At 55.6% G+C, this 14,786-nt stretch carries 15 protein-coding genes; 4 read left to right on the plus strand and 11 right to left on the minus strand.

From position 1 onward, the window contains the following. Positions 1-704: 704 nt before the first annotated feature. Positions 705-3,023: a Tex family protein gene (locus ACYP03_RS15070; protein ID WP_459780742.1), complete on the plus strand. Its 2,319-nt coding sequence runs from the start codon at positions 705-707 to the stop codon at positions 3,021-3,023. A 61-nt stretch (positions 3,024-3,084) separates the two neighbouring features. Here the strand turns inward: ACYP03_RS15070 and ACYP03_RS15075 are convergent, their stop codons facing one another. Both ACYP03_RS15075 and bioH read right to left on the minus strand, forming a co-directional pair. Next, a complete protein-coding gene (locus ACYP03_RS15075; RefSeq protein ID WP_248144511.1) occupies positions 3,085-3,549 on the minus strand; it encodes an ATP-dependent Lon protease in 465 nt (154 codons plus the stop codon). 149 nt (positions 3,550-3,698) lie between these two features. Next, a complete protein-coding gene (bioH, locus tag ACYP03_RS15080; protein WP_459780744.1) occupies positions 3,699-4,511 on the minus strand; it encodes a pimeloyl-ACP methyl ester esterase BioH in 813 nt (270 codons plus the stop codon). Positions 4,512-4,558: 47 nt separating this feature from the next. On the opposite strand from bioH, the gene ACYP03_RS15085 reads away from it, so the two are divergent. Both ACYP03_RS15085 and nfuA read left to right on the plus strand, forming a co-directional pair. Further along, complete coding sequence (locus tag ACYP03_RS15085; RefSeq protein ID WP_459780746.1) at positions 4,559-5,242, plus strand: ComF family protein; 684 nt, start codon at positions 4,559-4,561, stop codon at positions 5,240-5,242. A gap of 118 nt (positions 5,243-5,360) precedes the next feature. Beyond that, positions 5,361-5,939 carry a Fe-S biogenesis protein NfuA gene (gene nfuA, locus ACYP03_RS15090; protein ID WP_371929388.1) on the plus strand — a complete coding sequence of 193 codons (579 nt, stop codon included), beginning with the start codon at positions 5,361-5,363 and terminating at the stop codon, positions 5,937-5,939. A gap of 151 nt (positions 5,940-6,090) precedes the next feature. On the opposite strand, the gene ACYP03_RS15095 is transcribed toward nfuA, so the two are convergent. The 6 genes from ACYP03_RS15095 to ACYP03_RS15120 form a co-directional block, all read right to left on the minus strand. Next, positions 6,091-6,447, minus strand: a complete 357-nt coding sequence (locus ACYP03_RS15095) for a 3D domain-containing protein (protein WP_371929387.1) — start codon at positions 6,445-6,447, stop codon at positions 6,091-6,093. Between the two features lie 143 nt (positions 6,448-6,590). Next, on the minus strand, positions 6,591-7,940 hold the full coding sequence (gene dinF / locus ACYP03_RS15100) for an MATE family efflux transporter DinF (RefSeq protein ID WP_330961541.1): 1,350 nt from the start codon (positions 7,938-7,940) through the stop codon (positions 6,591-6,593). Positions 7,941-8,027: 87 nt separating this feature from the next. After that, positions 8,028-8,954, minus strand: coding sequence for a heme o synthase (gene cyoE / locus ACYP03_RS15105; RefSeq protein ID WP_330961540.1), 927 nt, complete (start codon positions 8,952-8,954; stop codon positions 8,028-8,030). A gap of 32 nt (positions 8,955-8,986) precedes the next feature. Next, positions 8,987-10,144: a COX15/CtaA family protein gene (locus ACYP03_RS15110; protein WP_330961539.1), complete on the minus strand. Its 1,158-nt coding sequence runs from the start codon at positions 10,142-10,144 to the stop codon at positions 8,987-8,989. A 45-nt stretch (positions 10,145-10,189) separates the two neighbouring features. Beyond that, complete coding sequence (locus ACYP03_RS15115; RefSeq protein ID WP_330961538.1) at positions 10,190-10,741, minus strand: cytochrome oxidase; 552 nt, start codon at positions 10,739-10,741, stop codon at positions 10,190-10,192. Beyond that, on the minus strand, positions 10,738-11,439 hold the full coding sequence (locus ACYP03_RS15120; RefSeq protein ID WP_330961537.1) for an SURF1 family protein: 702 nt from the start codon (positions 11,437-11,439) through the stop codon (positions 10,738-10,740). The genes ACYP03_RS15115 and ACYP03_RS15120 overlap by 4 nt, the downstream gene beginning before the upstream one ends. Before the next feature lie 54 nt (positions 11,440-11,493). Here ACYP03_RS15120 and ACYP03_RS15125 point away from each other — a divergent pair, with 54 nt between their 5' ends. Beyond that, on the plus strand, positions 11,494-11,700 hold the full coding sequence (locus tag ACYP03_RS15125; protein ID WP_248144520.1) for a DUF2909 family protein: 207 nt from the start codon (positions 11,494-11,496) through the stop codon (positions 11,698-11,700). A 5-nt stretch (positions 11,701-11,705) separates the two neighbouring features. Here ACYP03_RS15125 and ACYP03_RS15130 read toward each other — a convergent pair whose 3' ends face one another. From ACYP03_RS15130 to ctaD, 3 genes are read right to left on the minus strand one after another with little or no spacing between them, the layout of a single operon-like run. Continuing rightward, positions 11,706-12,608 carry a cytochrome c oxidase subunit 3 gene (locus tag ACYP03_RS15130; RefSeq protein ID WP_330961536.1) on the minus strand — a complete coding sequence of 301 codons (903 nt, stop codon included), beginning with the start codon at positions 12,606-12,608 and terminating at the stop codon, positions 11,706-11,708. 8 nt (positions 12,609-12,616) lie between these two features. After that, positions 12,617-13,162, minus strand: coding sequence for a cytochrome c oxidase assembly protein (locus ACYP03_RS15135; RefSeq protein WP_248144522.1), 546 nt, complete (start codon positions 13,160-13,162; stop codon positions 12,617-12,619). Positions 13,163-13,171: 9 nt separating this feature from the next. Next, positions 13,172-14,773 (minus strand): cytochrome c oxidase subunit I, encoded by a 1,602-nt coding sequence (gene ctaD, locus ACYP03_RS15140; RefSeq protein WP_248144523.1) that lies wholly within the window; start codon positions 14,771-14,773, stop codon positions 13,172-13,174. Positions 14,774-14,786 lie beyond the last annotated feature (13 nt).

Raw genomic sequence — 14,786 nt, forward strand, 5'->3', positions numbered from 1 at the left:
CAAAATATCAACGCTCTAAAATACCAGTTACTTTTCATGATTCCCCGAACAGAATATATTTACAAAGAACAAAATAAGGCTGAATATTCTCAGACACTAAAAATCTCATCACGCCTCAATCATTCAACTCAGCGCTGAAATAGATTCCCCCTGTTTCCACAAACACGACCAGCTCTCGAGAGCACAATATCGCTGTCATGTGCCATTCATTTTTCGGATGAGCAGCATATCAACCCATGAATAAAAAATAATATTGCTATTGGTGTGCATAAAAATAGATTAGGTATGGCTAATTACAGAGTAATCAAAAAAATCATTCGGAATAAACTGAAAAATTTATTTACATGAACACATAAAAATAAAATCGAAACAAAATAGAAATAATATTCACAAAATTAAAACCACAACATTAGTTAAGACAAATCTAAAATAAATAACCTGCTGACGTAAATATCGTGATGAGCCTTCACCCCACATTCAAAAATACAGTGTATTTTTCACCATTATTCTTCTGACCAGAGACCCGGCGGATGAAATATCTTCCCACTTTTTGTGAATAGACAGCCGTTCACGCCTGCACAAAGATCACACCTGACCGCGAAGCTGGCAAACTCCTGACATATTGCGGGCGCAAGAACGCTGACTGACGTGCGGAATTATGGTTAGATGGGCCACCTGAGAAAAACTGTATCCAAAGGAATTCTATGACCGCGAGTATCAATCACCTGATTGCGTCTGAGCTGAATGTCAACACGCAGCAGGTTGCCGCAGCCGTGGCGCTACTCGATGACGGCAACACCGTCCCTTTCATCGCCCGATACCGGAAAGAAGTTACCGGCGGGCTGGACGATACCCAACTGCGTAATCTGGAGTCCCGTCTGGGCTATTTACGCGAGCTGGAAGACCGCCGTCAGGTGATCCTCAAATCGATTTCTGAGCAGGACAAACTGACCCCGGCACTGGAAGCCGAAATCCTGTCGGCCGACAGTAAAACCCGGCTGGAAGACTTGTACCTGCCGTATAAACCCAAGCGCCGCACCAAGGGCCAGATCGCGATTGAAGCCGGTCTGGAACCGCTGGCTGACCTGCTGTGGTCACAACCGGAAAACGATCCGGAAAATAGTGCGGCAAGCTATGTGTCTGCCGACAAAGGTGTGGCCGATACCAAAGCCGCGCTGGACGGCGCGCGTGCCATTCTGATGGAACGTTTCGCGGAAGACGCAGCCCTGCTGGATAAAATCCGCCGCCACTTGCAATCCAATGCTGAGCTGACCGCCCGTGTGGTGGAAGGCAAGGAGCAGGAAGGCGCGAAATTCAAAGACTACTTTGAGCACAATGAAAAGCTGTCTCAGGTCCCGTCACACCGGGCACTGGCCATGTTCCGCGGCCGCAATGAAGGTGTCCTGCAGCTGGCACTGAATGCCGATCCGAATCAGGAAGAAGGTGTGCGCGGCTCTTACTGTGAAGTCATGATTGCCGATCACTACGGCGTGAATCTGGGCAGCCAGCCAGCAGACAGCTGGCGCAAGCAGGTGATCAGCTGGGCCTGGCGCATCAAGATTCTGATGCACATGGAAACCGAGCTGATGGCGGCCCTGCGCGAGAAAGCTGAAGACGGCGCGATGCAGGTCTTTGCGGATAACCTGAAAGATCTGCTGATGGCCGCACCTGCCGGTCCGCGCATGACACTGGCACTCGACCCGGGCCTGCGTACCGGGTGTAAAGTGGCCGTCGTCGACAGCACAGGTAAACTGGTCGATACCGCCACCATCTATCCGCATCAGCCTCAGAAACAGGTGGCTCAGTCGGCCGCCACGGTGCTGGCACTGATCACCAAACACAATGTCGATCTGATTGCGATCGGGAACGGGACTGCTTCACGTGAAACAGACAGCTTTGTCGCCCAGTTGCTGAAAGACAACAATCTGAAGGTTCAGAGCGTCATGGTCAGCGAAGCCGGTGCATCGGTGTACTCCGCATCTGAACTGGCCGCCAACGAGTTCCCGAATCTGGATGTGTCGCTGCGCGGTGCAGTCTCCATTGGCCGACGCCTGCAGGACCCGCTGGCGGAGCTGGTGAAAATCGATCCGAAATCCATCGGTGTGGGCCAGTACCAGCACGATGTCAGCCAGAGCAATCTGGCGAAACGTCTGGATGCCGTGGTCGAAGACTGTGTGAACGCCGTCGGTGTAGATGTGAATACGGCCTCACCTGCCCTGCTGACCCGAGTTGCCGGTCTGTCATCGACTATTGCCAGCAATATCGTGGCTTATCGTGACGAGCACGGCCGCTTTGATGCCCGCACCACGCTGAAAAAAGTGCCGCGTCTGGGGCCGAAAGCGTTCGAACAGTGTGCCGGTTTCCTGCGGATTATGAACGGCAAGAACCCGCTGGATGCTTCGGCGGTTCACCCGGAATCCTATGATGTCGTCAAAAACATCGCGGCTAAAAACGGGAAGCCGCTGGATGCGCTGATTGGCAACAGTGAATTCCTGCGCGGCCTGAAAGCAGCCGATTACACCACAGAAGAAGTCGGCCTGCCGACTGTGACCGACATCATTGGTGAGCTGGACAAACCGGGCCGTGACCCACGTCCTGAGTTCAAAACCGCAACCTTTGCCGAAGGCATCCATGAGGTGAAGGATCTGGTGCCGGGCATGGTGCTGGAGGGCGTGATCACCAATGTGACCAACTTTGGTGCATTCGTCGATGTCGGCGTTCATCAGGATGGCCTGGTCCACATTTCTGCGCTGTCGGACAAGTTTGTTTCGGATCCGCGAGAAGTGGTGAAAGCCGGTGACGTTGTGAAAGTGAAAGTGATGGAAGTCGACCTGCAGCGCAAGCGAATCGGCATGTCGATGCGCCTGAGTGATGAGCCGGGTCAGGAAGCCGAGCGCAAGCCGAAAGGCGGCACCCGTCAGAACGACCAGCGCCATGCGCCCCGCCAGCAACGTGACAACCAGCCGGGCAACAGCGCCATGGGTGGTGCCTTTGCTGCGGCCTTTGCCAAAGCGAAGAAATAACATTCACACGGAACAAACAAAAAAGGCGGGTTTCGACCCGCCTTTTTTATATCCGCTGCGCTCAGACAATCTTCAGCATTTCCGTCGGTGGATTTGGCACCGTCGACTGTGCATATTTAAAACGGATCACGCTGCGTACGCGTTCCATCTGACTGATTTTCCCCAGCTCTTCAAGCAGTGCCCGGGGCAGGCGGATGTGCATGCTGTAACCCAGCTCGCTGACATCTTTCAGATAATTGTCAGCCGACAGCGCCAGAACCAGTTGCTCAAATTCCTGCTGATAACCGTAGCCCTGATGATGGGCAACATCCAGTGCTTCATAATCCGGATGCTCACTGGGATCCCAGCCGGGACGCTTCATCTGCTTCTCATCGCCTTTCAGTGACGGTTCACTGCCAGAAGCCAGGCTTGCAGTGGCCGGGCGGACTTTTTCGCGGACCTTATTGTCCCGCGCAGCCTGCTCGGTCATCGGATTCACCGACGGCGCCAGTGTCGGTATACCGGCATTCAGGGGCGACACGATCATGTTTTGGTGACTCCTTCAGACTGCAACACTGTCACTCATCCTGCGCACTCAAGCCCATGCCGCCGTGCGCCTCACTGATACCTTTATCATGGCAGAAAAAAACGCCATGATTCAAAGATTATCGGCCACCCAATCACAGACTTTAATCTTTATACCGGAGTGGTCGCGGCAGTCTCCGGCAGCGATTCCTCCATAAAGGCTTGCAGCGCACCGATGAAATCTTCCGGATGGGAAATAAAAGGTGCATGTGATGCCTTGGTAAACATCATTTTCTGAGAATCCGGCGCCAGCAGATCCATATCCGAGGCCACTTTTGCCGGTACCAGACCATCCAGCCGGCCATACAGACGCAGCCAGGGCTGGCGAATCTGAGTCAGATGTTTGCGTAAATCCACTTCAGCCAACATCTCCAGCCCCTGCGCCAGCGCTGCCGGTGACGGTTGCGGACGAGACAGCACAGCCTGCCTGAGCTGTTTGATATCCTGTCGGGCCGTGGGACTCCCCATGGCCTGCAACGCCATAAAGCGTTCGACGGTCAGGGCAAAATCTTCACTGAGCTGCTGCTGGAAATCGCTCAGAACCTGAGGTTTAATCCCGCGCCAGTCGTCCGTGGCCGCAAAACAGGGAGAACTCGCAACGGTGACCAGCTTACTGACACGTGCCGGGGCCATCAGTGCCGCCTGCTTGGCGACCAGACCACCGAGTGACCAGCCCAGCCAGACGGCTTCTTCCGGCGCACCGTGCAGCAAAGATTCCGCCATCGCTTCGACGGTCCCGGCTGAAACCGCAGCACTGTGACCATAGCCCGGCATATCCACCACGTGAATCCGGTAGCGGCTTTCCAGCTGTGGGACCAGATGCTGCCACACGGCGCCGTTCATTCCCCAGCCGTGAATGAGAACCAGATCGGAACTCTGTCCCGTCTCGAGACCGAATGTTTGCCAGTAGACCGATGCCGCCATGTACACTTCCTTTACCAAAAAACCGGATGGCAAGGATGTTATCCCCTGTGGCCGTAAGATCAATCTTTCGCTGGCCAAACCAGCAATGCGCACTCTGTCGTTTACCACTGCGTGACGGCGATCACTTGTGGTGTCAGCCCTGTCTGACCAGCCTGCCTCAGCCACCGTACTGCCACCGATGCGGAGCCACGGCCCCGGAGCCAGTCCCTCACTGCGGCTACTGCCTGCGCCAGCCACCGTCCTGGGATCGCCTTGTCCGGCTGGGTGAATATGCGTTTCCGCTGAATCGTCTGATCCAGCAGTACAAGTTTCAGCGCAAGTTCTGGCTGAGTCAGCCACTGGCCCGGTTACTGGCCGCGCAGCTTACCGATCCCGCGCCCCTGCTGCTGCCGGTTCCCATGCATCCCTGGCGACGCCTGATGCGAGGGTTCAACCAGAGTGCCCTGCTGGCGGATGCACTCGCGGCACTGACGGGCGGGGAAACCGACAATCGGGCTTTGCGACGGACACAATGGGCCCGCCCTCAGCATCAGCTGACCCGGCAGGCCCGTCTGCAGAATCTGCGGCAGGCATTTATACTGAATAGTAGAACGTGGCCGGCGCACGTCGCCCTGGTGGACGATGTCGTCACTACCGGCAGTACGGTGTCGGTTCTGGCACAATTGCTCAGACAGCAACACGTCAGCCGGATTGATGTGTATTGCCTGGGATTCACCCCGCATCAGCGCTGATCCGGAGGCGAGACGGGCTGCTGTTCAAAAAAACCACACAAGATTCATGGGTGCGTGTTCCCGCGCCAGAGAGTAGAATAAGTTTTACGCTTACTAAGTCAGGTATAACGTCGTGTCTATGATTACTATTTCAGAAACTGCGCAACAGCATTTCGTTAAGCTGCTGGCCCAGCAGCCGGAAGGCACCAACATCCGTGTCTTCGTGGTCAACCCGGGTACCCCGAACGCTGAATGCGGCGTATCTTACTGTCCGCCGGAAGCCATCGAAGCCAGTGACACTGAACTGAAGTTCAACATGTTTTCTGCTTATATCGATGAGCTGAGCCTGCCATTTCTGGAAGATGCAGAGATCGATTTTGTCACCGACAAAATGGGCTCTCAGCTGACCCTGAAAGCACCGAACGCCAAAGTCCGCAAAGTGTCCAACGACGCACCGCTGATGGAGCGCGTGGACTATGTGATCCAGACTCAGGTCAACCCGCAGCTGGCAGGACACGGCGGTCATGTATCCCTGTCAGAAATCACCGAAGACGGCGTGGCAATTCTGCAGTTCGGCGGCGGTTGTAATGGCTGTTCAATGGTCGACGTGACCTTGAAAGAAGGGATCGAAAAACAGCTGCTGGCCGAGTTCAGCGGTGAACTGACCGGTGTGCGCGATGTGACCGAACACGCACGCGGCGATCACTCTTACTACTGAGTTGAATCGGGTAAGCTCCCTACACTGACCCGCTCAACAACAGATAAACAAAAAGCCGCAACTGTGGCTTTTTTGCTGTCTGTCTGCTTTGTACTTCGCTTAATGCCTATCAGGATAATGTCGTTGATTATTCGGCTAGGTATTTTGCGTATCAGGCTTCGACGACCGTGATGGTTACCTTTCGTCGGCCCCAGTTCTTGGCCGCTCTCACATCGCGCCCCATGTAGATATCAATCTTCTTTGACCAGCGACGGTGCATTTTATCCAGCACCACATATTCACCCGGCAGACCGGAGATTTTTACTTTGGAACCGTGTTTCAGGCCCATTCTCAGCAGATCCCGGGAGACTGCAATTGCCTTCATTCCCGGTTTGAGCCGGTCTCCCCAGGCAGCAATGGAAGGGTTCCCGTCTGTCTGGGAAGACAGCGAATTATAGGCCGTAGCCGTCACTGAAATTTTGGAACCGGACGGCATGGCACTCGCATGAAAACACCAGCCTAAGCTCATAATAAGCAATAAAAAAGCACCGAATTTTCGTTTCATTTTCAACCTGTCAAATCAAAAAACAGGCTATATTTTAAACACTTTCAATGAGAAAGGACAGATGATTAAACAGATCCTGATGGATTAAGCAGCATAAAATATGCTAACTATTTGTTGGCACTGGCCTCTTCAAGAAAAATATTTTTTTGCCACTGATAGACAAAAATAGCCGCCAGCGACAGACCGCGCATGCCAAGAAACGCCAACATTGCTGCCCACAGCGCATGGTTTCCGAAGCTGTGGAATAATTGCCAGATCAGAAAGAATGTACAGGTCGCCACGAACATACTGTTCCGCATTTCCCGCCCCCGGGTCGCTCCGATGAAAATACCATCCAGCAAGAAGCACCACATCGAGACCAAAGGCACAGCCGCCAGCCAGGGCAAGTAACGGGAAGCTTCTGACTGAACCGCGGGAATATCGGAAATCAGACTGATGATTTGCGGACCAAAGCATGAAAAGGCCAGTGTCATCAGCACAGCAATGACCAGGCTCCAGAATGTCGTGCTGATCAGAGTCCGCCCGAGTGCATCCCGGTTTCTGGCGCCAATTGCCTTCCCGACCATGGCTTCCATTGCGTAGGCAAAACCGTCCATCCCATAGGACACCAGCATCAGGAAGCTCATCAGCACCGCATTGGCAGCCACGACATTATCGCCCAGACTCGCCCCCTGAAAGGTCATAAAACTGAATGCCAGTTGCAGGCACAAGCTCCGCAGAAAAATATCCCGGTTGAGACGAAGCAAGCGATCAACCCCCTGACCGACCTGATTCAGCAGTTTGCGCCAATCCGGCAGCGCGTGAACCAGCCACTGACGTGATACAAAAGACAAGCCCAGCACCATCCCGCTGTACTCTGCAATCACCGATGCTGCCGCCGCCCCTTTCACCTGCCAGCCCAGCCCGAGAACGAACACCACATCCAGCAAAATGTTCATACTGTTGGTGATGATCAGTAACCACATCGGCAAACGGGCATTCTGACTGCCCAGCAGCCAGCCCATGATCACGAAATTCGCCAGAGCTGCCGGGGCACCCCAAATCCGGATGGAGAAATACTGATCCGCATAGGTTTTCACGGCGTCACTGGCATCACTGAAATGGAACACCGTCCCGGCGATCAGGCGGTGGCAGAGGATCAGCAGTAACGCCAGTCCCCAGGCCAGCGCCAGCCCCTGCAACAACACCATCGCCTGAGCTTTTTTATTGCTGGCGCCATACGCCTGAGCACAGAGCCCGGTGGTTGCCATCCGCAGAAATCCGAGCAGCCAGAAGGTCACACTGATCATGGTGCCGCCGATGGCCACTCCGCCCAGATACCAGGCATGCTCCAGATGACCGATCACCGCAGCATCCACCAGCCCGAGCAGCGGTACCGTGATATTCGATAAGACCATGGGAAGCGCCAGTGCGAAAACCTGACGGTGAAGAGTGACATCTTTTAATGCGGCCAGCACGGGAACTCCATGATTCTTCAAATACTTCAGCCGCAGAGTGTAAAGGTTCGCTGGCAGCGAGACAATTCACCGCCGGCCATCGCCTGATTATTGCAGAACCACCATCAGCCAGTGATCGGCCAGCAGCACCAGAAACAGCCCCAGCAGATGCCAGATCGAGTATTTGAATGTCGCCCAGGCATGACCGGGCTGATCGGCAAACTTCAGCTTCAGGGCATAACCCACAAATCCGAGATTCAGAGCCAGACTGCCGATCAGGTACAACAAACCGCTCATGCCGGTCAGCCAGGGCAGCAGGCCGGTCAGCGTCAGCAAGAGGGTATAAAGCAGCACCATGGTTTTGGTGAAAGCGATGCCATGCGTCACCGGGAGCATCGGAATATCAGCCTTGGCGTAATCATCCCGCCGATGAATGGCCAGCGCCCAGAAATGCGGCGGGGTCCAGGCAAACACCAGCATCACCAGCAGCAGCGCATGGGGATCAAACTGGCCGGTGACCGCCGCCCAGCCAAGCAGCGGTGGGGCAGCCCCCGCCAGACCACCGATGACGATATTCTGAGGCGTCGCGTGTTTGAGCCAGACCGTATAAACCAGTGCATACCCCACCAGACTGGCAAAGGTCAGCCAGGCCGTCAGTGCATTCAACTGCCACAGCAAGACAAAGCCAATGACCATCAGCAGGGTTGCAAAGATCACGGCATTGAGGGTCGGCACCCGTCCCCGGGCCAGCGGGCGATGATGCGTGCGTGCCATTTTGGCGTCGAGCTGCCGGTCCAGCACATGATTCAGCGCCGCGGCAGCGGCCGACTGAAAACCAATCCCGAATAACCCCAGCAGCACAGCCTTCAACGGCGGAATACCGGGCACCGCCAGGCACATTCCCACCAGTGCGGTTAACAGCAGCATGGCGACAACCTTCGGCTTGGTCATGATCAGGTAATCGCGGCCGATCTGACGCCAGTGGCGGCCAGACAAAGCTATCTGGCGCTGTTCCAGTATCTGTGATTTCGCCATATTCCTTTCCTCCCTGAATCATCCTGCGGGTGTCAGCCCGACTTCGGCGTCATGCCGTTCAAAGTTCCCTGTCTGGATCTTTGCCCGGTTAACCTGTCGTGGTTCATTGTTGATTGAGATATTGTTGATTGAGATAAAGTTGCTGCGCTCTCCTCCCTCACGACCGGACGCGCACGATACAACACCAGACAAGTCGCAAGCATCCCCAGCAACAGACACAATCCGCCGAGGTTATGGGCGACAGCAACCGGCAAGGGCAGACTGGCCAGCACATTGGTTACCCCCAGCCCGGCCTGCACAGCCAGCAGTAGCATCACTGCCATCGCATGACGGCGCCAGCCTATTCGCCACAGCCGCCAGCCCAGCAACAGCACCACCAGCGTCGTGATCATGGCGCCGATCCGGTGCGCCGCATGAATAGACACCCGCTGGTCAAAATTCAGCACGCCATACTGATAGGTCTGAAACCCCGGCTGCCAGGGCTCAAAGGCCGTGATATCAAACTTGCTGACCCAGTCCACTTCACAGACCGGCAACTGGGTACAGACCACTGCGGCGTAGTTGGCAGCCGTCCAGCCGCCGAGAGCAATTTGCAGCGCCACCACCACCAGTGCAGCCACCGCCAGCCGCCGGACACCAAAGGGAATGGGCGCACCGGTCGCTCGTGCCCGGCTGGCTGTCCGATTAGCATTAACCAGCCGCAGCCAGAGCACCAGCAACAGGCTGGCCGTCGTAAACCCACCCAACAAATGACCCATGACCACCACAGGCTTGAGGGCCATGGTCACGGTCCACATCCCCAGCATGGCCTGACCGAACACGATTCCCAGTAAAACCAGCGGTAACCGACGCGGCCGGTCACTTCGACGCCAGGCCAGCAGATTGATCGCCAGAATCAGCAGTCCCAGAGAGCCCGCCACATAGCGGTGCAGCATTTCATTCCGGGCTTTGTGAACTTCCACCGGGTGCTCAGGAAACGCCTGCCGGGCCATGGCGTGCTGGGCATCCGTTTGCGGCACACTCAGAAAACCATAACAGCCGGGCCAGTCCGGACACCCCAGCCCGGCTTCCGTCAGCCGGGTATAGGCGCCCAGCGCAATCACGGTCACAGCCAGCAGAAAAGTCAGACCAACCAGCCAGGTCAACAGTCGGTCCGGTTGGCGGGATTGAGAAGAAACCGTCGGAAACATCGCCACTCCTTAGCTTTTGAGACTGAGCACATGAGATATGCTCCATCAGCCTATCTTGGAAACTTTGAGTAAACGTTTGAGATCGCGAAGTATGTCCTTGCCCTGAGCCAGTACCTGCGTTTTGCCCTCAACCAGCGGGTACGCCATCATCACATTCCCCTGAGGATCAGCGATGTAAATCGCCCCGATACTCTCCTGCTCCAGCTTCTGAAACTGGCGGAGAACCGGCTCCGGTGCAGCCAGAACCACCCCGCCTCCGCTCACCAGACGGCTGGCATCCGGCAGCGCCGCGCTGCGTTCTGCAGACACCAGAACCAGACTGGAAATTCGCTCCAGCTCTGCCCCCATCGCCAGCGGCACCTGACGCAGGTTAAACAGAGCGCCCTGGCACCGGGTATCACACATGTCCGGCAACAGGTAAATCAGTTGCCATTTGCCCGGTTTCGCCAGCCAGTCAGACACCACGGGCTGCTCCAGTAACTGCCCCCGGTTTGTCACCCCGCCCTGATACCAATGGTTTTCCAGAACCAGCTTGGCGGCGATCACCGGCAGAACGAAGGCAAGTAGTAGCAATAACAGGCTGAGGTGTTTTTTCATTCCGGATTCCCCTTCTCTCTGGCTGGATGCCGCTTCAGCCACCACCAGGCCAGTCCGGCGATGGCCACCGCCATCAGAAACCACTGAACCGCGTAGGCATAATGTTTCTGCGCCCCCATCACCACAGGCTGCCAGTTCTGCTTCAGCGCCAGCGGATCATCAGGGGCAATCTGCACCACCCAATCCGGCAATGGCAGTCCGGTTGCTATCGCCAGCACCTTTGGCCTGATATTCTGGACCCTTCGGGGCCAGCCGTTTTCATCCCCGGCATGGCCCAGCTCCGGTAACTGTGACGGCGGCGCAATGGTGCCAGACAGTTGCACCAGTCCGTGGTGTTCCGGTAAAACCGGCAACTGCTCTCGGTACTGCGGAGCGGCAATCCACCCCAGATTTACCAGCAGCCAGGCACCATTTTCGGTCCGGAACGGATAAAACAGGTGGTAGCCCGGCTTCCCCTGATCCAGCTGGTTATCCAGCAATATCGCTTTGCTGTGGTCAAACTCGCCGCTGAATTTCACCCGGTACCACAGCGGATCCTCCGGTAAACTGGCAACAGTGAAGTAGGTCTGCTCTCCCCTGAGCTTGAGTGCTGCCGACAGAATTTCTTTTTCCTGACCGCGTGAGAGCTGCCACATTCCCAGCTTGACCAGCCCGAAGAAGACCACCAAAGTAAATAGAACAAATCCTGTCCGTCTCATCGCGCCCTGAACCCCGTGTCAGCCGCCCCTGATTCAGCCAACCACGGAGGTGCCATGCTGCTGAAAGCCCTGATTGTCTGCCTGCTGATTTTTATCCTGTTGAACCTGTTCCGGGCACTGCCTGTGATGCTCAAAGGCAAACAGGGCAAACCGATGTCTCACTACCTGGGTCGCCGGGTACTGTTTTCAGTCCTGCTCTTTGCCCTCTTGTTACTGGCGGTGGCAACCGGTCTCATCGAACCGAACCCTCGCCCTTACTGACTCGGCTAAAGGATGTACACAAAGATAAACAGTCCCAGCCAGACCACATCCACAAAATGCCAGTACCAGGCACCGGCCTGAAATGCGAAGTGATGTTCCGAGGAAAAGTGCCCTTTCAACACCCGCAGCCAGACAATAAACAGGATGATGGTCCCCAGGGTCACGTGCATCCCGTGAAAGCCGGTCAGCATAAAGAAGGTGTTCCCGTAGATTCCGGAATCCAGCGTCAGCCCCATCTCTTCGTAAGCATGGATGTACTCCACCCCCTGCAGATACACAAAGAGCCAGCCGAGCAACACGGTCAGCAGCAGGAACAGGGTCAGGCGCGGACGGTTATCGTTCTCCAGCGCCGTATGGGCCATATGCACAGTGACAGATGAGGTCAGCAGAATCATGGTGTTGTAAAAAGGCAGACCAATGGCTTCCATGGCCTGCGTTTCCGTGCCCCCCGGGGTCAGAATCAGCGGCCAGTGTGCGACAAATTCAGGCCACAGGACGGCATGGGTCATGGCGTTATTGCCCGCCCCGCCCAGCCAGGGCACAGCAATCATCCGGGCATAAAATAACGCGCCGAAAAATGCGGCAAAGAACATCACTTCCGAGAAAATGAACCAGCTCATCCCCTGCCGGAAAGAGCGGTCCATCTGGGAGCTGTAGAGTCCGGTCATCGACTCCCGAATCACGTCGCGGAACCAGCCCACCAGCATCAGCAGCAGCAAGCCAACCCCGGACATCAGAATCCAGGGACCATTGCCACCAAACAGCCCGCCAACGGTGGACCCTGCGCCCATGGCAATCAAAAACAGCGCCAGAGCCCCGACAATCGGCCAGGCACTGGCGCTGGGCACATAATAGGGTTCATGCGGCGGAGTCAGGGACTGATCATGCTCTGAGTAAGGATTTGCCATGGTCGACCTCATTGTGTCTGTGCCGCAGCGTCCGGCTGGGCGTTGAACAAGGTGTAAGCCAGTGTCAGGGTATTGATATCTTCCGGCAGCTCGGGGTCGATGTAGAACAGCAAAGGCAGTTCTGCCGACGCTCCGGCCGCCAGTGGCTGACGGTTAAAGCAAAAACATTCGATTTTATTGAAGTACAGCGCGCCCTGGCCCGGAGAAACCGAAGGCACAGCCTGCCCCACGGTGTCCTTCTGAGTCAGGTTCACTGCCGAAAACAGAACCTTGTGCGTTTCACCGGGATGAACCACCATGCGCCGGACTTCAGGCTCAAAACGCCAGGCCATTCCCGGATTCACATAGGCAATAAACTCCACGGTGATACTGCGTTTTTCATCGACCAGTTCACTGGCCACAGCAGCCTGATCCGAGGTTTTGCCGTTAATCCCGGTCACCTCGCAAAATACGTTGTACAGCGGTACCAAAGCGAACGCGAAGCCGAACATCCCCAGTGACAGCACAATCAGGAGCAGCAACGACTTCTTCTTGCCCTTTTCTGAGTCAGCCATATGGCCTCCTTAGTCCACTTTCGGTGGGGTAGAAAATGTGTGATGAGGCGCCGGTGACGGAACCGTCCACTCCAGACCTTCAGCGCCGTCCCAGGGCTTCGCGCCCGCAGGTTCGCCGCCGCGAATGCATTTAATGAGTACCGCCAGGAAAATCAGTTGCGACAGGCCAAACATGAAGCCTCCGATACTGACAATGGCATTTACATCAGCAAACTGCAGCGCATAATCCGGGATCCGCCGCGGCATCCCCGCCAGTCCCAAAAAGTGCATCGGGAAGAACAGGATGTTCACGGAAATCACCGAGCACCAGAAATGCCACTTCGCCAGACGCTCATCAAACATGTGCCCGGTCCATTTTGGTAACCAGTAATAAGCCGCGGCCATGATGGAGAAGATCGCTCCGGACACCAGCACATAGTGGAAATGCGCCACCACAAAATAGGTATCGTGATACTGGAAATCCGCCGGCGTAATCGCCAGCATCAACCCCGAGAATCCACCGATGGTGAACAGAATGATGAACGCAATCGCAAACAACATGGGGACTTCAAAGGTCAGTGAGCCACGCCACATGGTGGCAACCCAGTTAAAGACTTTCACCCCAGTCGGCACCGAAATCAGCATGGTGCAGTACATGAAGAACAGTTCAGCAGCCACCGGCATCCCGGTGGTAAACATGTGGTGCGCCCAGACTAAGAAGCTCAGACCCGCAATAGACGCCGTCGCGTACACCATGGAACTGTAGCCGAAGAGCTTTTTACGGGAAAAGGTCGGAACTATCGCCGAAATGATACCGAAACTCGGCAAAATCATGATATAGACTTCGGGATGACCAAAGAACCAGAAGATATGCTGGAACATCACGGGATCACCGCCCCCAGCCGCATCAAAGAAACTGGTCCCGAAGAATTTATCGGTCAGCACCATGGTCACCGCCCCCGCCAGTACCGGCATGACCGCAATCAGCAGGAATGCCGTAATCAGCCAGGTCCAGGCAAACAGGGGCATCTTCATGTAAGTCATGCCCGGTGCACGCAGGTTGACGATAGTGACGATGACGTTAATCGCCCCCATGATCGAGCTGATCCCCATGATATGGATGGCGAACACAAACAAACCGGTGCTTTGCGGGCTGAAAGTGGTCGACAGCGGTGCATAGAAAGTCCAGCCGAAATTCGGACCACCCCCTTCCATAAACAGTGAGGCCAGCAGCATGGTAAAAGCAAAAGGCAGGATCCAGAAACTCCAGTTGTTCATGCGCGGTAAGGCCATATCCGGTGCCCCGATCATCATCGGCACCATCCAGTTCGCCAATCCGGTAAATGCAGGCATCACGGCACCAAACACCATGATCAGGCCATGAACAGTCGTCATCTGGTTAAAAAAGTTCGGTTCCACCAGTTGCAGTCCCGGCTGGAACAATTCCGCCCGGATCACCATCGCCATCGCACCGCCGGTCAGGAACATCGCAAAACTGAACAGCAGATACAAAGTACCGATGTCTTTATGGTTGGTGGTAAACAGCCAGCGCTTAATCCCGCTGTGGTGATGCGCGTCATGTTCAGTATGGGTGGTCTCGTCCACCGCCTGCTCACGCAACATGTCAGTCATGATTGGTCACTCC

It is taken from the genome of Photobacterium sp. R1, from assembly GCF_054600795.1.

Coding starts and splice junctions, on each gene's coding strand:
- ACYP03_RS15070 (WP_459780742.1), top strand. CDS start 705: ATGACCGCGAGTATCAATCACCTGATTGCGTCTGAGCTGAATGTCAAC.
- ACYP03_RS15075 (WP_248144511.1), bottom strand. CDS start 3,549: ATGATCGTGTCGCCCCTGAATGCCGGTATACCGACACTGGCGCCGTCG.
- bioH (WP_459780744.1), bottom strand. CDS start 4,511: ATGGCGGCATCGGTCTACTGGCAAACATTCGGTCTCGAGACGGGACAG.
- nfuA (WP_371929388.1), top strand. CDS start 5,361: ATGATTACTATTTCAGAAACTGCGCAACAGCATTTCGTTAAGCTGCTG.
- ACYP03_RS15095 (WP_371929387.1), bottom strand. CDS start 6,447: ATGAGCTTAGGCTGGTGTTTTCATGCGAGTGCCATGCCGTCCGGTTCC.
- cyoE (WP_330961540.1), bottom strand. CDS start 8,954: ATGGCGAAATCACAGATACTGGAACAGCGCCAGATAGCTTTGTCTGGC.
- ACYP03_RS15110 (WP_330961539.1), bottom strand. CDS start 10,144: ATGTTTCCGACGGTTTCTTCTCAATCCCGCCAACCGGACCGACTGTTG.
- ACYP03_RS15115 (WP_330961538.1), bottom strand. CDS start 10,741: ATGAAAAAACACCTCAGCCTGTTATTGCTACTACTTGCCTTCGTTCTG.
- ACYP03_RS15120 (WP_330961537.1), bottom strand. CDS start 11,439: ATGAGACGGACAGGATTTGTTCTATTTACTTTGGTGGTCTTCTTCGGG.
- ACYP03_RS15125 (WP_248144520.1), top strand. CDS start 11,494: ATGCTGCTGAAAGCCCTGATTGTCTGCCTGCTGATTTTTATCCTGTTG.
- ACYP03_RS15130 (WP_330961536.1), bottom strand. CDS start 12,608: ATGGCAAATCCTTACTCAGAGCATGATCAGTCCCTGACTCCGCCGCAT.
- ACYP03_RS15135 (WP_248144522.1), bottom strand. CDS start 13,162: ATGGCTGACTCAGAAAAGGGCAAGAAGAAGTCGTTGCTGCTCCTGATT.
- ctaD (WP_248144523.1), bottom strand. CDS start 14,773: ATGACTGACATGTTGCGTGAGCAGGCGGTGGACGAGACCACCCATACT.